The sequence below is a fragment of the Lysinibacillus sp. RU7 genome (assembly GCF_057837305.1).
Window position 1 is genome coordinate 154720 of the sequence record NZ_JBYQFK010000004.1, and the last position, 17526, is coordinate 172245.

The window sequence follows — 17526 nt, forward strand, 5'->3', positions numbered from 1 at the left end:
ATAGTGAATGGGGAATTTTACATTTTCTAGACTAATGCCGCTGTCACTTGTTTTTTGAAATCCTCATAAACATACGACCAAAGCTTTTGATTGCTTGCGTATTGCTGAAGTAAATTTTTATATAAATCCTTTTGTGCTTCCTCAAAGGTTGGGTCGTCCTTCTGTGGTAGACCTGCTCGCGCCTCTTGTACCATCTGCTGTAATTCTGGTGCGCGTGGTCCCCATTTCGCCACAATGTCCCCTGCTTCATTTAACAATAAGTAAATCGGAATGGCACGTCCACCATTCGTTAAATGGCGATCAATTAACTCGGTATCCGCATCACGAAGGGCTGTACACATTTCCATTTCTGCTGCTTCTGCTACTTTTCGGATAATTGGGTTATTCAGCATCGCATCGCCGCACCAATCTTCGGTAATCGTTAAAATGTGCAGATTTTTTTCCTTTAAGCGCTGAATAAAATCGTCATTGGGCACGTCAAATTGCTGATAAATCGCCATGCTTTGTTCTTTGAATTGCGCCATATTGTCCATATAACTTGCAATCGATTGAGCTTCTTCAAAATATTGTTGTTCTGTTTTCACGTGAAATCCCCCCTACTGTTATTCATTATAAACAATCTTGCATTTTTAGAGAAAGAAAAAGAACAGTCACGATTGCTCGTCACTGTTCTTTCGTTATTAGCGTTTGTTGATTTCTTCTAAAAGAATTTGGTTTGTTAATTGTGGGTTTGCTTGACCTTTAGATGCTTTCATAATTTGACCAAGAAGCGCTTTTAATGCACGCTCTTTTCCGTCTTTATAGTCTGCTACTGATTTTTCATCGTTATCTAACGCTTGTGTTACGAAACCACGAATCACTTCTGGATCAGAGATTTGTACTAAGCCTTTTTCTTTCACGATTTTCGCAGCATCGCCACCGTTTGTTACTAACTCTGTGAATACTTTCTTCGCAATCTTAGAAGAGATTGTACCATCAGAAATTAATTTCACCATACCTGCAAGGTTTTCTGGTGTTAGCGCTGTTTCACTAATTTCTTTTTGCTCTGCGTTTAAGTAAGCAGAAACGTCACCCATTAACCAGTTAGCAGAAAGTTTCGCATCTGCACCAGCTACTACCATTGCATCAAAGAAGTCTGAGATTTCTTTGTTAATAACAAGTACTGCAGCATCGTAAGCTGTTAAGCCAAGCTCTGACTCGTAGCGTGCTTTACGAGCATCCGGAAGCTCTGGAATTGACGCTTTAATACGTTCAACCCACTCATCCGAAATCGAAAGACGTACTAAATCTGGCTCTGGGAAGTAACGGTAATCGTCTGTCCCTTCTTTTACACGCATTAGGATTGTTTTACCTGTTTTCTCATCGAAACGACGTGTTTCTTGCTCGATAACACCACCCGCCATTAATACTTCTGCTTGGCGGATTTCTTCGTGTTCTAAGCCTTTACGTACGAAGTTGAATGAGTTTAAGTTTTTCAGCTCTGTTTTTGTACCGAACTCTTCTTGACCATAAGGACGTAAAGAAATGTTCGCGTCACAACGTAGAGAACCTTCTTCCATTTTACAATCAGAAACGCCTGTATATTGGATAATCGATTTTAGTTTTTCAAGGTAAGCATATGCTTCGTCTGGTGTACGGATGTCTGGCTCTGAAACGATCTCCACAAGCGGTGTACCTTGACGATTAAAGTCTACTAATGAATAGCCATCACCATGTGTTAATTTCCCTGCATCTTCTTCCATATGAAGACGTGTAATACCGATTTTTTTCGTGTAGCCTGGTGTATCACCTTTAGCTGGAATTTCGATTTCAATCCAGCCGTTTTTCCCGATTGGCTTATCAAATTGAGAAATTTGGTATGCTTTCGGATTGTCTGGATAGAAGTAGTTTTTACGATCGAATTTTGTTTCTTGCTCGATTTCCATGTTTAAAGCAAGAGATGCTTTCATCGCGAAATCTACAACGTTTTTATTTAACACAGGTAATACACCTGGGTAACCAAGGTCGATTACTGTTGTGTTTGTATTTGGCTCAGCACCAAAGTGATTTGGTGAAGATGAGAAGATTTTTGAGTTTGTTTTTAACTCAACGTGTACTTCTAAACCAACGACTGTTTCAAAGTTCATGATTATTTCCCCTCCCATAGAGCTGGAGTTTGCTTATGGAAGTCTGTTGCTTGCTCATAAGCATATGCTGCACGGTAAATTGTTTCTTCATCGAAGTGTTTACCGATAATTTGTAAACCTAGTGGTAAACCGTTTTCGAAACCACATGGAATCGAAATCGCTGGTACACCTGCTAAGTTGATTGGAATTGTTAAAATATCGTTTGCGTACATTGTTAATGGATCATTTACGTTTTCACCAATTTTGAATGCTGGTGTTGGCGCAGTTGGTCCAATAATCACATCATAGTCCTCGAACACTTTATCGTAGTCTTGCTTAATAAGTGTACGAACTTGTTGTGCTTTTTTGTAGTATGCATCGTACGTTCCTGCTGATAAAGAGTATGTACCAAGCATGATACGACGTTTTACTTCGTCACCGAAGCCTTGCGCACGTGTTTCTTTGTAAAGCTCCATTAAGTTTTTCACGCCCTCAGCACGGAAGCCGTAACGGATACCGTCGAAGCGAGAAAGATTTGATGATGCTTCTGAAGATGAAAGAATGTAGTAAGCAGCTAGTGCATATTTTGAGTGTGGAAGAGATACTTCTTCTACTGTTGCACCTAGTGATTTTAATACTTCTAATGCATCAAGCACAGACTGACGTGCTGCTTCGCCAACGCCTTCGCCAAGGAATTCTTTTGGTACAGCGATACGAAGACCTTTAATGTCGCCATTTAGCGCTGCTGCGTAGTTTGGTACTGGTACGTTTGCTGAAGTAGAGTCGTGTTCATCCACACCAGAAATCGCTTCTAATAGTAACGCATTGTCACGTACATTGCGTGTAATTGGGCCGATTTGGTCAAGTGAAGATGCGAATGCGACTAAACCAAAACGAGATACACGACCGTATGTAGGCTTCATCCCTACAACACCGCAGTATGCTGCTGGTTGGCGGATTGAACCACCTGTATCTGAACCAAGTGAGAATGGTACTTCACCTGCTGCTACAGCTGCTGCCGATGCACCTGAAGAACCGCCTGGTACGTGGTTTAAATGCCAAGGATTTTTTGTTGTTTTGTATGCTGAGTTTTCGTTAGAAGAACCCATCGCAAACTCATCCATGTTTAATTTACCGATTGTCACCATACCTGCTTCGCGCAGTTTTTTCACAACCGTTGCATCGTAAATTGGCATGAAACCTTCTAAAATTTTAGAAGCACATGTTGTTTCTAAGCCTTCTGTTACGATATTATCTTTTACCCCGATTGGAAGACCGAAAAGTGGTCCACGCTCTTCAAAAGGTACTTGATCTAATTCTTTGCTTATCGCTGTTGCTTGCTCTTTATTTAATGCTAAAAACGCTTGTACATCGCCGTCTAATGTTTCTACACGGTCGAATGCTTCTTTTGTTAACTCAGCGATTGTTAGTTCACCGTTATGTAGGCTTTCTTGCAATTCTTTCGCTGAACGCTCAAATAATGTCATGCGGTGCGCCTCCTATTGATTAGTCTAAAATTGATGGTACTTTGACTTGACCAGCTTCTTGCTCTTTTACGTTTAACATCATTTTTTCACGCGGTAGACCATTGCCCGCTACGTCTTCACGTAGTACGTTAACAAGTGGTAACACGTGTGATGTTGGTTCAACGTTTGTCGTATCTAGCTCATTTAGCTGCTCTGCAAAGTCTGTAATCTTTCCTAGTTGTTCAGCAAATTTTTCTGCTTCTTCCTCAGTAATTGCTAGTCGTGCTAAATGCGCTACGTGCTTTACTTCTTCTTTTGTTAATTTTGCCATGTTTACACCTCCAAATATAGAAAACATATCCGCTAAAAATGAGCGAGGAACATATCTTATTTTAGCGAATATTTCACATACTGCCTCCATTACAGAAGCATGTATTACTTTTATTTATAAAGTTAGGCTCAATCAGATAACCACGCCCATAATGATACCATTTTTGATTTTAAAAATCACAATTTTATTCAAAATTCCACAAACTACAACGAATGTCTGTCGTATAATTGTCAATTTGTGACGTTACAGCATGAAAGGAGTCATCTCACATGATTATGAGACAACTCCTTTGAGCAATCAGTCGACACATTAATCATAAATATGAACGAACGGCTCATCCTTATTTGCTTCTTTTTTAATAAGCGCTTCCGCTCCGTTTGATGATGTGATCGTTACTGTCGTTTGTACATCCCTCGGTAAATACTTCAGCATCGTGCCTGTTAAATATTGCGTAAAGCCAATAATTTCTGTTGTCCCATAAAACTGAATCGGTACTTCAATATCCAATTTCTTTAATCCATTATTTTGATAGAATCCTGTGCCAATTACACTTGTAAAATTCGAGAAGTATTTATCAATATCGTGTTTAAATTTTTGGAAGTCATCATTCGTTTCACGGTAAATGTCTTGAGGTGAAGACATCGGGAATGTCACGTATTTTTCATTAATACTTGTCCAGTCTCCTAGATTCGATGAATTAGCATCTGCTACGTTATAAGCAAAATACGTGCCTGGCACGATGGCATTACGCGCTTCTTGCTTAAACAATCCGATAAAAATCGGCACATCTGCGAGCTCTGAGCGTTGGCGTAGGCGATTGACCACTTCTTGTGCCAGCTCTTTTCCAACCTTCTCTAACTGTTTGTCATCAATCTTTTGCTCATAGTATTCACCGTATTGCTCTTTTTGATAATAATAAATTGAATTTAATGCTAAGCCGATCGAAATCCCGCCAAGCGTTACTTTATTTTCATCTGTTTTTTTCAAATAGTTTTGTTCGACTAAATGGGCTAAATAAACCGGTGCTTTTTCGGCTTTGACAACGGCATCTAGTTCATTGCCACTTGCATCTAGACTGGACGGATTTAAGCCCCTATATTCAGGTCCTTTATCCGTCGTTTGATTTTCCCTCGCTAACCAGTAACGAACTGTTTCTTCTGAAAGGTATTGCCCCTCTTGGAAATAGTAATCATCTGTATTAAATTCATTTTGCGAAAGGCGCATAAGCCCGGTTTCCACTTCATTCATATCGTATTTTGTATAAAGATTGGAGACCACTAAGCCACGGCTTGCACTTTCTTTATATGGAACTAATGTTTTATAATAATGATCGCTTAATGGAAGATTCGGGATAATCGTCGTTTCAACTTCAGCTTGATCGGATTCCTGTACGACTTCTTCATCTGGATTAATAGATGGTGTACAGCCTGCTAGCATTGCGCCTGCTACGATTGCTGAAATCCAGCGAAATCGCTTCATGATAGGTAAACCCCTTTACTGTTGTAAATTTTCGATTAGACGGTTTTCATCCCAAATTTCAATACCTAGGCTTTGTGCTTTTTCAAGTTTCGAGCCGGCATCTTCACCCGCAATGACCAAGTCTGTTTTCTTGCTTACAGAACCTGCTACAGTGCCGCCTAACTCTTCTATTTTCGCCTTTGCCTCGTTGCGTGTCAATTGGGCAAGTTTTCCTGTTAATACAATTGTTTTCCCCGCAAACGGGTTAGCGCCTGCCTCTACGACAACCTTTTTCCCTTTATACATCATATTGACACCGATATCTTTGAGGCGTGCTATTAAAGTTTGTACTTCTTCATTAGCAAAATAGGAGACGATCGACTGTGCCATTTTATCGCCAATTTCGTGAATGTTTGTTAAATCCACTACATCCGCTTTCATAAGTGCATCCATCGTTTCGTATTCAGCTGCTAAAATTTTCGCCGCCTTTTCCCCTACATGGCGAATGCCTAAGCCAAATAATAGACGCTCTAATGAATTGTCTTTCGACTTTTCTAGTGCTTCTACTAAGTTGGTCGCTGATTTTGTTCCCATCCGCTCAAGTTGTACAAGCTGATCAATTTGAAGTAAGTAAAGATCGGCTACATTTGTAATATAGCCTTCACGTAGTAGCTGTTCCACAACCTTTTCACCTAAACCATCCACATTCATCGCATTACGTGACACAAAGTGTTTAATGCCTTCTGCTATTTGGGCTGGACAGGCCGGATTGACACAGCGTAGCGCAACTTCACCGTCCACCCGAATGAGCTCGCTATCACAAGCAATACATTCTGTTGGCATTTCGTACGGCACCGCATCTTCTGGACGTTGTTCTAAAATGACACCGACTACTTCTGGAATGATGTCGCCTGCTTTTCGAATAATGACCGTATCGCCAATGCGGATGTCTTTTTCACGAATTAAGTCTTCATTATGAAGCGACGCACGGCTCACTGTCGTTCCCGCTACTTGAACAGGGGCTAAAATGGCTGTTGGTGTAATCACCCCTGTACGACCAACTGTTAAATCAATGTCGACTAGCTTTGTTGTTACTTCTTCGGCAGGAAATTTATACGCGATTGCCCAGCGCGGACTTTTCGCTGTATAGCCTAGTTCATCTTGATGGGCAAAGCGGTTTACTTTAATGACGATGCCATCAATTTCATATGGTAAATTTGGTCTTGCTTCCGTCCACTTATTAATAAACGCTAGGACGTCATCAATTGTTGCACAAGCTTGGCGCTCACGATTGGATGGCAAGCCTAGTTGCTCTAAATAATCGAGCATCTCCCCATGTGAGTCGATGCCATAGCTTTCACCGTCTCCCCCTATCGAATAAATGAATGTCGATAAATGACGACTTGCTGCAATTTTAGGGTCTAATTGACGCAGTGAACCGGCTGCTGCATTACGCGGATTCGCAAATAATTCTTCGCCTTTTTCAGCACGTGCTGCATTTAAGCGTTCAAACGATTTTTTCGGCATATAGGCTTCGCCGCGCACTTCAATCGTTACAGATTCTTTTAAACGAAGGGGAATTGCTCGAATCGTTTTTAAATTAGCTGTAATGTCTTCACCGACAACGCCGTCTCCGCGTGTTGCTCCTTGTACAAAACACCCTTCCTCGTAACGAAGGGAAATAGCTAAGCCATCAATTTTCAATTCGCATACGTACGAAAAGTGATCCCCGATTGCTTGACGAATTTTACGGTCAAAGTCACGCAAATCCGCTTCATTAAATGCATTGGAGAGGCTGAGCATCGGATAATTATGTGTTACTTTTTTGAACCCTTCTAGTACTGCTCCACCGACACGCTGCGTGGGCGAATCAGGATAAATAAGGGATGGATTTGCTTCTTCTAATGCGATGAGCTCGTGTAGTAGCTGATCATACGTCGCATCTGGCACAAGTGGCTGATCTAATACGTAATAGGCATGGCCATACTCGTGCAATGATTGATTTAACTCCGCAATACGCTGTTCGATTTCGTTCATATAATACCTCCATTATGCCTTTGTGATTGGCGCTAAACTTGCCAGTAATTTTTTAATACCAGCGTTCGGGAATGCTACTTTTAACTCTAATTCATCCCCTTCACCACTCACGCCAACGACCATCCCTGTACCGAATGCTTTATGTTCTACCTTATCGCCGATTTTCCAATCAAGTGCAGCAGCGCCTGTTGGCTTTGGACGTGTGACAGGTGGTGTTTTTTGTACATTCCCTTGTGTACGTGCATATGGTGCGCAGTCGTAACTATTGCGGCTTGCGCCAAATGGCATTGCGCTTTGCGTACGACTTCCCGCTTTTGAAACATGTTCTACAATATCTGATGAAATTTCGTTGATAAACCGTGAAGGGGCATTATAGCTTGAACGCCCGAAAATCGTACGAGACTGTGCACATGTTAAATACAGACGCTCTTCTGCTCGCGTCGTGCCGAATGGTGATAGGTAAGCCTTTGAAATTATCTCCAGCTTTTCCCCCACCCCACACCGTGCGTGCGAGTTTCCCCGCACACGGCGTTCCATCTAATCATCAATAGTCAATTTCGCATTATTTTAATGAATTATAACCACAAAGTTTTCTGTATTTGTTCAGTTGTTTTAAATTTATATAGGCAGGTAAATCTTCTAATTTTAAATTTACATCATGTACAAGTTTATGTGATGTTCGACTTAACATCACCAAGTTGTTATAACTGTCTGTACCTCCCATAATAAGTGGGATTTTATGATGTAAATGAATTTCTTGAGGCTCCATTGCTAAATAAGGTTTATCTAAAATCGGTTCTTTTTTATGCTGGTTCAATAAACTCGGAATGTAAATGATATTGCTACTATTTTTCCCTGTTTTTGTTCGGTTTTCAAAGAAATAATTAATCCATTCAAGAGCTTTGTATTCGGTTTGATTTGGTTCCCATAGTTTGTGAACTTCATACATATAATCAGCTGTACTTTTCACGCTATGTTGCCGCATTTCCCATAGATCAAGTAATTGGCCATTAATTTTAAAACTCACATGTGGATTTCTAACAATATCAATTTTCACATCGCCTCTACGACGACACATTTTCTTTAACAGTAGTATGTGTATCCTACTTATAAGCCACGTTAGATTCGTACAGATATTGTAGTAATTAAATATCCCTCTTATATATACGATGAAGTAATCCAAATTGCCTTTCCAAAGACACCATTCAAGTCTTTGTTTCGTTTCTTTCCAAAGTTTCTTTTGGTCTTTTACCGAAATGATAAATGAATTTTGTTTGGTACTGTGTGTTTTTCGGTATTTATATCCTAAGAACTCCAGTTGTGCATCACCATGAATTGGTATTAACTTTGTTTTATCACGATTTATTTCTAATTCGTTTTCTTTACACCAATCTTCTAGCATCATTATTGCATCGTATATATCATATTTCCCTTTGCTAATTAATACAAAGTCATCTGCATATCGAATGATTTTCACTACTCTACGATGTTGCAACCAATTAAAGTAAAATTCACGTCCACGTTTATAGTTCTTAACATGGTTTTTATGAATGTTAGGATTTTGGATAATCTGCCGACCGTTTTCTCGCTTAAAATCATTTATTTCATGAAGTCGAAGTTCAAAATCATGGAACATAACATTTGCCAGTATTGGTCCCAATATCGTTCCTTGCCTTAATCCAACGCCATTATACTTTTCTTTAGGGTGTATAAGATCAATCCACATTAAACGTTTGATGCATTTCAGAAATGCTAAGTCATGTATATTGTGATTGATTTTCAACTTATCTAGAACCTTGTCGATTTGTACTGTATCAAAGAATTCTTTCAAGTCGCAATCGTAAATATGACCTTCATGATTATACTGTAAAGTAGTAGCGATATAGGACATACATTCTTGAGCGTTTCGATTCTTTCTAAACCCAAAACTTTCAGGATTAAAATGTGCTTCAAGAATTGGTTCTAAAATATTCCTTACACATTGTTGTGCAATTCTATCGAATAAATTCGTAATGCCTAATGGTCGCATTTTTCCGTTGCTCTTTGGTATCATCACACGTCTTGCTTTTCCTTGTTTCGAACCAAATAACCGATTTTTAATTTCCTTTATAACAATATCAATATCCAGTTTCATAATGTCATTAAATGTTAACCCATCTGGACCTGCTGTTTTCTTACCTTTATTGCTACCTATAATTTTAATTGAACAAATAATATTTCTTTCATCTATGACGTATTGCCATAAGTGGTTAAATCTTGTTCTTGTTAATGCTTTATCAAATAATATTTGCTCGATGTCGTTCATACCATATCGCCAAATATCTTTTTCTTTGACTTTCAACCGTATCGCCCTCTTTCCACATGGGATAGCGATTACTATTGATGTTAGACTTGGGGCCTTCCCTCCACTTCCATTACAGAAGCTTCCACAGTACTATGCCCCTACTGACTCCCCTATTCATGCTCTTTCATGCGATTCGCAATCCCCAAGCGATTACTAAACGTTAGGGGTCTCAAACGTTCCGATATTACTAGGTATATAACTGTACTTAGGCTCCACCTTTATCCCGACTATATCTTTTCAGTAGAACAACCCATTAGTTCTATCCATCAGAATCCCATACGATAAATCCTTTGGAATATAGTTAATTAGACAACATTTCTATTGCCCGCTCTACGAGACGTACATTCAGTGGTTCGTCATTAAATTCTTAAATCCTAACCATATACAGCTACCCAGCCCGCACTATGTTCACAGTATGTTTAACCTTTCCTCAGCCTGACCTGTTAGGGCTACTTAGCGCGACTTCACCCAACTTCACACAACCTGTTACCAGTATTGCATGTGGGAGTATTAGCTTCCATCTAGTCACGGAGATTATTTGGGTTCTCCGCCGTGGTGTCGTAATATCAGTTGTTGTTAGTAAAACTTTCTACTAACCCTGCCAATCCTTCGCTCTAGGCGATTTCTGACAAACGTTTCATACCATACGCCAAGCGACGCTCTTCTTCCATTTCTTCAGGGTCTTCTAATGTTCGAGAATGCGGGAAAATATTTTCCTCCATTCCAATAATGAAAACAACCGGGAATTCAAGCCCTTTTGCAGCATGCATCGTCATTAAAATAATCGCACCTTCATTTTGCAATTCTTCCTCGTCTATTTTATCGATGTCTGCAATCAGTGCTAAATCTGTGAGGAAGGCGATCAGTGATTGGTCCTCACTGCGCTCCTCAAACGCTTGTGTCACGGTTAAAAATTCCTCGATATTTTCAAGACGGCTTTCGGCTTCGATGGACTTTTCATTTTTCAACATCGTACGGTAACCAGTTCGTTCAAGTACTTCTTCTACCAGCTCCGTTACCGTTAGTTCCTGTTGGCGCGCTGTTAAATCACTAATCATCGCATAAAAATACTCTGCAGAAGCGGCCGCTTTCCCGGTTAAGCCGATAAATACAAGTTCACGCATCGCATCGAAAATCGAACGGTCTTGCTCGATGGCATAGCGTGCTATTTTTTCAAACGATGTTGCGCCAATACTACGTTTCGGTTCATTAATAATACGTGCCAGTGACAAATCATCGTCATTGTTAGCAATTAAACGAAGGTAAGCAAGGATATCTTTAATTTCTTTACGGTCATAGAATTTCGTGCCCCCGACAATTTGATAGCTCATATTCGATTTAACGAGCACTTCCTCCATCACACGTGATTGTGCATTTGTCCGATAAAGAACGGCAAAATCACCTGGCTTACGCCCTTCTTTTTCCATTAAGCGTTGAATGGTTCCCGCCACAAATTGTGCTTCTTCTTGCTCGTTATACGCTTTGTAGTACACGATTTTTTCGCCTTCAGGGTTGTCCGTACGCAATTGTTTCGGATAGCGGCTTTTATTTTTTTCGATAATATCGTTTGCGGCCTGTAAAATGCGCTTTGTCGAGCGGTAATTTTGCTCAAGCATAATGACTTTGGCATCTTTGTAGTCTTTTTCAAATGATAAAATATTCGTGATATCTGCCCCGCGCCAGCGATAAATCGACTGATCCGAATCCCCTACAACGCAAATATTTCGGAATTTGCGGGCTAATAGTTTCACAAGTAGGTATTGGGATTTATTGGTATCCTGATACTCATCCACGTGGATATAATGGAATTTATTTTGATAGTATTCTAGTACATCTGGGGCTTCTTCGAATAGACGAATCGTCATCATAATTAAGTCATCGAAATCTAATGAAGAGTTGAGCTTTAAACGCTTTGTATAGCCTTCATACACCTGTGCCACGATGCGCTCAAATGGATTGCCTTCATTCATATTCGCTTTAAAGCCGTCGACTGTCATACATTCATTTTTAGCCGAACTAATCACATTTAAAATCGCACGTGGATCATATTTTTTCGGGTCAATATTGTATTCTTTTAATAAATTTTTCACGACTGTGAGTTGGTCACTTGAATCTAAAATGGAAAAGCTTTTCGAGTAGCCAAGTCGGTCAATATTACGACGTAAAATGCGTACACACATCGAGTGGAATGTGGAAACCCACATACTTTCACACGTACCGTTTCCTAAAATACCATCAATTCGTTCACGCATTTCGCGCGCTGCTTTATTCGTAAACGTAATCGCTAAAATTTTCGATGGATATACTTCCTTCTCCACGACTAAATAAGCAATACGATGTGTGAGCACGCGTGTTTTCCCTGAGCCAGCCCCTGCCATAATAAGCAAAGGACCTTCTGTTGTTTGTACTGCTTCTTGTTGCTGCGGATTCATCCCTATAAGAAGATTTCTTGAGATTTGTTCCATACTGCACCACCTTAATCGAACATTTGTTCTTATTTTAGTTATAACACAACAGACTTTACTGCTTCAACTGTTTTCAAAGCCGCTTTTAAGTCGTCATAAATAATGTTGCCGACAACGACTGTATCCGCTACACGCGCCATCTCGGTCGCTTGCGCTTCGGATGTGATCCCACCGCCGTAAAATAGTTTTGTTTCTTCGAGTACATCTTTTACAGCACTCACTAATTGCGGATCCCCGTAGGCACCGCTATATTCCATATAAAAAATCGGTAGCTTAAAATACTTCTCTGCCATCCGTGCATAGGCAATGACATCCTCTTCTGAAAGCTCGGTATTCGCATCTGTTACGTGTGCGACTTTGCAATCTGGGTTTAATATGCAATACCCTTCCGCTACAAGCTCTTCCCAAACCATAATATCCCCATACTCTTTAATCGCTTCATGGTGTAAATCTTTTACCCATTTCGTATCGCGACTATTTAATACAGACGGAATAAAATAATAATCATAACCTGGTGTCACACATTCTGCATTGGAGATTTCTAATGCCACAGGTACAGAAAAACGGCGTACACGCACTAACATATCGAGTACATTGTCTAACGTGACACCATCCGTACCCCCTACTAAAATCACATCTGTGCCCGATTCGCACACAAGCGCTAAATCCTCATCTGAAATGTCCTTTGCCGGATCAATTTTAAACACATGTCGCCATTGTAAATACTCCATGTTATTCCCACCTCATTCGTTATTTTGTTTTCAGTATAGCAAAGAAAAAAGTTTGAACGACACATCTGCCTGCAACTTAGAAATGCCGCTTAAAAAAACACAACTCGCGCTATAAGGGCGCGAGTTGATGTCTTTTCTTATGTGGCGTTCGTTCAAAACGGATATTCCCCTATCCGCTAACAACTGAGCTGCAAAGGCCCATCCTTTTAAACGAGTAAATATTATTTACTGCGGTCGCTAAACGGTTTCTCATCTGGATATAAACGACCTAGCATTTCATCATACGTATCGTTCCCGTAATCAAAGCAACGACGCACACGAGAAATGGTAGCTGTTGAAGCACCTGTTTCCTTTTTAATCGTTTCATATGTTTTCTTTAAGCGCAATAAATGTGCTACTTCAAAACGTTGTGATAACGACTGAATCTCGCTGATCGTGCATAAATCATCAAAGAACTTATAGCATTCTTCTAAATCTTTTAGTTCTAAAACTGCTTTAAATAATTGATCTGTTTGATGTCCACGGATTTTTTCGATTTGCATACTCTCACCCTTCCCAAGTTATTCGGAATACGTTACGCTCGAAGCTAGCCCTGGTGATGTTGGTACAAAGTGAACCCATGTTTGCCCTGCGACAAGTTGCACTTCACTGCCATCCTGTTCAACTGCTACAAGCAGACCGTCTCTATTTTCCCAGTTCACTTCACGGAGCATGCCTTGTTGTGCAACATACGCTCTACCGCCTGATGTGATATCTATATCTCTTCTACCTTCGCTATCAATGACACGATGCGCCATCTCAAAGAATAACACATTGGATAGCTCTACCGGCTCACCTGTTAAATGATCTACTGTCACCGTATTCGCTGCCGTTCTTGTATACGTCTGCTTCTCTACGTCGTACGTATATACACTATTAAACGAACCGTTGTTATTATAATTCATTTTCACTTCGTTAGCATTCTTTCCTATTTTAACACTATCTTGTTCTTCATAAAATGAATATGATACTTTTTTTTGATACAGTAACGAAGCACCAACTTTTTCTGCTGCAGCTGTTACGTTTTCTCCTGGCATATAGGAATTATGCGGCGCTTTTCGTTCATTCGATCGTTGGAATAAAGTCCCATCATACGCCATGCCATTGATATTATCGACAACACCACTTGTTAACATTGCCTTTGCTTCTGGACTATAACCATGTGCAATATAAAAGGCATCGAGTCCTTTTGCCATATCGATGAAGTAAGAACGGGCGCTACGAATGGGTCCAATCGTTGTTGGGATTTGGGATTGATATAATGCGAGTAGACGCGTCACATCGCCTTCTGCTAGCATTTCATATACCACATCTGCATATGCAATTCCTGACTGTGGACGTGCATCAGGATGATTATTAATCGTTACTAAAATAGGACGGAGAAATGACTCTTCTGCCACCTTTTCCCCTGTAAATGGCATTGTATATCGTAATTCTTCTACCTCTTCTACCTCTTCTACCTCTTCAGGATCTGCTGAAACAGGAACTCCATTTTCTACCTCATCTTTATTACAAGCAGCTAATAATAGCGCTGCACACACAACAAACATCACTCTCTTTTTAGTCATTTCCCTCTATCTCCTTTTGTTAGCGCATTACAGACGGCAACATGACCGTATTTTTCATCACATCAAAAATGCCCCGCGGCGTAACGCGAATATATGGTAAATGTGTAGATTGTAAAAATAGCAATGTATAAATCGCATCAGAATGTCGGTAGCCACGAGCACGCAACGCTTCTTTTAACGCGATTTCTTTTTCGATTAGGTGCTCCACTGGACCGTTATACATTGTACCAGCAATTGGGAGTGGTATGCTTGCGACAACCTCTCCATCTTCTATGAGCACAATGCCACCATTCATATTTTTCAGCTCGCAAAATGCTTGTTTAATATCGGCAATGCTTTTCCCAATTAAAATCAAATCTCCGGTATTAGAGTAGGAGGAAGCAAAGCCTTTCACATGTGTATCAAACCCTTTAATCGTCGTATTGACACGCCATTTCCCATTACGGTCAACAAGCATTAAATAACTTTCATTCTCACCTAGTGGTAATTCCTTTTTATGAGCGGGAACTTTTGCACTATATGGTTTTGTAATGACATCATTGACCATTTCAATCCCAATCGGCATGGAGAACTGGAAATCATCATCTTGTAAATCGAAGTGAATGTTCAAATCGCCAAGTATAGACCAATCCATTTCAGGGAATGTATACACTTGCTCACCGTCTCGTTTTAGCCAAACCCCTTTCGATAAAACCGACTCTGGCTGCGGTGTGAATTCGTCTTTTAAAATATTAAGTGTCGCATATCGCCCCGTTGCAATCATGCCATGTAAACTTGCCATATTATAGTAGCGTGCTACATTATAACTTGCCATTTGGTACGCATCAATTGGATTGACCCCAACATCCAGTGCGACTTGGATACATTTATCCATGACACCATCTCGGTGGAAGCTTGGTGTCGAGCCGTCTGTCGTCATCATTAAATGATCAAAAATATGGAGTTCTTTTTCTAAAATGCCTTTCAATAGATTCGGTAAATCTGGACGAATCGATGAATGACGGAGCGTTACTTTAATCCCGTGTTGAATCCGTTTGACGACTTCATCTGCTGTCATCGCTTCATGATCCCCATCTGCCCCGAAAAGGCGCATTTTAACAAGTGTGCGTTCAGATGCACCTGGGAAGTGCCCTTCGATTTTCTTCCCTTTATGTTTGGCTGATTGAATCCAATAGAGCATTTGGTCGTCGCCGCGCAAAAGACGTGGCCAACCTGTTAGCTCCCCACCAAGTAACACATCGTGACGCTCTAACCATTCTAGTACAGATTCGTTCGAGAAAATGTCTTCTTCATGCTCTAGCTCTGTTTGTGAATCAAACCGGCTCCACCAATAAAACGAAAAAGGTAGTTGGTTTAATTTGTCTATCATTGAAAACGCTTTCTTATTTTGTGATATTAAAACAAATGACATATTATCTGAAAGAAACGTTGTTGTTCCTGTTTGTCCTGCAAATTCTGCAAATGAATGTGGATTATATAATTGGTACGGGTGCACATGGGGCTCAATATATCCCGGTACAATCGTTTTCCCTGCGACATCTACCATTTCAGTGCCTTGCATATTTGATGGCAGTTCTTCTCCTACATACACGATACGATCATTCAAAATCCAAATGTTACCTGTCATCCATTGTTTAAACATACTGTGCAAGTAACGTGCATTTTTTAACACAATAGTCGGTGCTAATTTACCATCGATTACCGCTACTTGATCACGAATATTTTTTATCTTCCACTTAATTTCAGGCATAATGCACACCCCTCTCAATCTCGCGTATAGTCAATACAGATAAGCACATACTACGAATGCTTTTTACTGGATATACGATTTTATCGTAACATAGCACTTTCATAAAGCAAAGTATTTCATAGGGTTTATTTTAGGGTATAGGAAAATATAACCTTTTCCAGATTTAAGGAGACATATGGCACCATTTTATATGTTTGAGAAGGAGGTGATTGTATGCTTTCACAAAACATTTCTGAGGAAAATGCCTTTATGCGTATGACATGTGGTATTGCCCTTGCCTGTTTCGGCACAGCCCGTATCGCTCGTAATCCGAATTGCCTTATGGGGAAAGTGATGATTATGGCTGGTGCGATGAAAGTCGCTGAAGGATATTATCAGTATTGCCCGATTGTTGCCATGCTTAACTCTGATGAAGAACAGGAGGACTACGCTACCGCAAGCAACCATTTTTAACTAGTTAAAACAAGAATTCATCTAGTGAGCACCCTTTTATGTTAAACAATTCACATAGTCCTTATACAACATAACGACACAAAGAAAAAATCGGTAACGAAAAACAAATTGTTTTCGTTACCGATTTCATGATCATCCTATTTAAGAAATCGTGATACCTGCGCTTGCAGCACCAACAACAGCGCCAGCAATAGTAACACCTGAAACAGAGAATACCATGACTAAACGATCCCCTGGATTAACTGCCACACCAGAAATGTTAGCTGTAGCTTGGAATGTATCACCTACTGCTATCGCACCTGGTACCGGTAAATTTACTACTGCATTCGTAGCAGTGAATGTTGTACTGCCAGCCGGTGCACGGTAAATTCGAGCTACAATATTAGCTGGTCCTAGTAAAGCAAGTATAGCAGTTGCTGTTAATGATGCAGAAATTGCTGTAATCTTGCCTGCCCGCGGAACAGAGAAAGCCTCTGTAGCAACACCTAATGGTAGCGTGATTGTATTCCCTAAAATACTTAGCCCCGTAATAGTACTACCAAAGCCAATAGCACTTACTGTACTAAGCACACCATCAGCTATAGTAACTAAAGTAACAGGAGTTGCCCCTGAAGCAAACGGAATAATTGAACCCGTATTTCTTGGCGGGCATAATTTATTGACCGCTCTAAACGGACCTACAGAAAAGCATTGAGAACCACAAGGATAGGAACAACCACGACCGTGGTTATTCATACAATTACACATATTTTCACCTCCCTTTATCATTATCCTATTCA

At 40.2% G+C, this 17526-nt stretch carries 14 protein-coding genes and 1 pseudogene; 1 reads left to right on the forward strand and 14 read right to left on the reverse strand.

Going from position 1 to position 17526, the window contains the following annotated elements:
* Nucleotides 1-26: 26 nt before the first annotated feature.
* The 13 genes and pseudogenes from AC3II9_RS04705 to AC3II9_RS04765 form a co-directional block, all read right to left on the reverse strand.
* Entirely contained in the window at nt 27-584 is a 558-nt protein-coding gene (locus AC3II9_RS04705) for a thioredoxin family protein (RefSeq protein WP_489153558.1), read from the reverse strand.
* A gap of 96 nt (nt 585-680) precedes the next feature.
* A complete protein-coding gene (gene gatB / locus AC3II9_RS04710; RefSeq protein WP_489153560.1) occupies nt 681-2126 on the reverse strand; it encodes an Asp-tRNA(Asn)/Glu-tRNA(Gln) amidotransferase subunit GatB in 1446 nt (481 codons plus the stop codon).
* A 2-nt stretch (nt 2127-2128) separates the two neighbouring features.
* A complete protein-coding gene (gene gatA, locus AC3II9_RS04715) occupies nt 2129-3592 on the reverse strand; it encodes an Asp-tRNA(Asn)/Glu-tRNA(Gln) amidotransferase subunit GatA (RefSeq protein WP_489153562.1) in 1464 nt (487 codons plus the stop codon).
* A gap of 19 nt (nt 3593-3611) precedes the next feature.
* Nucleotides 3612-3902 (reverse strand): Asp-tRNA(Asn)/Glu-tRNA(Gln) amidotransferase subunit GatC, encoded by a 291-nt coding sequence (gene gatC / locus AC3II9_RS04720; protein ID WP_489153564.1) that lies wholly within the window; start codon nt 3900-3902, stop codon nt 3612-3614.
* Between the two features lie 309 nt (nt 3903-4211).
* On the reverse strand, nt 4212-5381 hold the full coding sequence (locus AC3II9_RS04725; protein ID WP_489153566.1) for a CamS family sex pheromone protein: 1170 nt from the start codon (nt 5379-5381) through the stop codon (nt 4212-4214).
* A gap of 15 nt (nt 5382-5396) precedes the next feature.
* The gene (gene ligA, locus AC3II9_RS04730) at nt 5397-7397 is read right to left on the reverse strand and encodes an NAD-dependent DNA ligase LigA (protein ID WP_489153568.1); all 2001 of its coding nucleotides are present in this window, start codon (nt 7395-7397) and stop codon (nt 5397-5399) included.
* Between the two features lie 12 nt (nt 7398-7409).
* Entirely contained in the window at nt 7410-7922 is a 513-nt protein-coding gene (locus AC3II9_RS04735) for a hypothetical protein (RefSeq protein WP_489153570.1), read from the reverse strand.
* Between the two features lie 37 nt (nt 7923-7959).
* A complete protein-coding gene (locus AC3II9_RS04740; protein ID WP_489153572.1) occupies nt 7960-9738 on the reverse strand; it encodes a reverse transcriptase domain-containing protein in 1779 nt (592 codons plus the stop codon).
* Nucleotides 9739-10364: 626 nt separating this feature from the next.
* Nucleotides 10365-12206, reverse strand: a pseudogene (gene pcrA, locus AC3II9_RS04745) (DNA helicase PcrA); the annotation flags it as partial.
* 38 nt (nt 12207-12244) lie between these two features.
* Nucleotides 12245-12937 (reverse strand): heptaprenylglyceryl phosphate synthase, encoded by a 693-nt coding sequence (gene pcrB / locus AC3II9_RS04750; protein WP_489153574.1) that lies wholly within the window; start codon nt 12935-12937, stop codon nt 12245-12247.
* Nucleotides 12938-13158: 221 nt separating this feature from the next.
* Nucleotides 13159-13479 carry a YerC/YecD family TrpR-related protein gene (locus AC3II9_RS04755; RefSeq protein WP_391374760.1) on the reverse strand — a complete coding sequence of 107 codons (321 nt, stop codon included), beginning with the start codon at nt 13477-13479 and terminating at the stop codon, nt 13159-13161.
* Nucleotides 13480-13497: 18 nt separating this feature from the next.
* Nucleotides 13498-14544, reverse strand: a complete 1047-nt coding sequence (locus AC3II9_RS04760; protein WP_489153576.1) for a DUF3048 domain-containing protein — start codon at nt 14542-14544, stop codon at nt 13498-13500.
* A 19-nt stretch (nt 14545-14563) separates the two neighbouring features.
* The gene (locus tag AC3II9_RS04765; protein ID WP_489153577.1) at nt 14564-16294 is read right to left on the reverse strand and encodes an adenine deaminase C-terminal domain-containing protein; all 1731 of its coding nucleotides are present in this window, start codon (nt 16292-16294) and stop codon (nt 14564-14566) included.
* Nucleotides 16295-16507: 213 nt separating this feature from the next.
* Between AC3II9_RS04765 and AC3II9_RS04770 the strand changes: the two genes are divergently transcribed.
* Nucleotides 16508-16747 carry a YgaP-like transmembrane domain gene (locus AC3II9_RS04770; protein WP_489153578.1) on the forward strand — a complete coding sequence of 80 codons (240 nt, stop codon included), beginning with the start codon at nt 16508-16510 and terminating at the stop codon, nt 16745-16747.
* Nucleotides 16748-16888: 141 nt separating this feature from the next.
* Here the strand turns inward: AC3II9_RS04770 and AC3II9_RS04775 are convergent, their stop codons facing one another.
* A complete protein-coding gene (locus tag AC3II9_RS04775; protein ID WP_489153580.1) occupies nt 16889-17494 on the reverse strand; it encodes an exosporium glycoprotein BclB-related protein in 606 nt (201 codons plus the stop codon).
* Nucleotides 17495-17526 lie beyond the last annotated feature (32 nt).

What these genes read in the sequence shown, in the direction of transcription:
- AC3II9_RS04765 (WP_489153577.1), bottom strand. Translation starts at nt 16,294, where the DNA reads ATGCCTGAAATTAAGTGGAAGATAAAAAATATTCGTGATCAAGTAGCG.
- gatB (WP_489153560.1), bottom strand. Translation starts at nt 2,126, where the DNA reads ATGAACTTTGAAACAGTCGTTGGTTTAGAAGTACACGTTGAGTTAAAA.
- AC3II9_RS04770 (WP_489153578.1), top strand. Translation starts at nt 16,508, where the DNA reads ATGCTTTCACAAAACATTTCTGAGGAAAATGCCTTTATGCGTATGACA.
- AC3II9_RS04775 (WP_489153580.1), bottom strand. Translation starts at nt 17,494, where the DNA reads ATGTGTAATTGTATGAATAACCACGGTCGTGGTTGTTCCTATCCTTGT.
- AC3II9_RS04725 (WP_489153566.1), bottom strand. Translation starts at nt 5,381, where the DNA reads ATGAAGCGATTTCGCTGGATTTCAGCAATCGTAGCAGGCGCAATGCTA.
- gatA (WP_489153562.1), bottom strand. Translation starts at nt 3,592, where the DNA reads ATGACATTATTTGAGCGTTCAGCGAAAGAATTGCAAGAAAGCCTACAT.
- gatC (WP_489153564.1), bottom strand. Translation starts at nt 3,902, where the DNA reads ATGGCAAAATTAACAAAAGAAGAAGTAAAGCACGTAGCGCATTTAGCA.
- AC3II9_RS04760 (WP_489153576.1), bottom strand. Translation starts at nt 14,544, where the DNA reads ATGACTAAAAAGAGAGTGATGTTTGTTGTGTGTGCAGCGCTATTATTA.
- ligA (WP_489153568.1), bottom strand. Translation starts at nt 7,397, where the DNA reads ATGAACGAAATCGAACAGCGTATTGCGGAGTTAAATCAATCATTGCAC.
- AC3II9_RS04755 (WP_391374760.1), bottom strand. Translation starts at nt 13,479, where the DNA reads ATGCAAATCGAAAAAATCCGTGGACATCAAACAGATCAATTATTTAAA.
- pcrB (WP_489153574.1), bottom strand. Translation starts at nt 12,937, where the DNA reads ATGGAGTATTTACAATGGCGACATGTGTTTAAAATTGATCCGGCAAAG.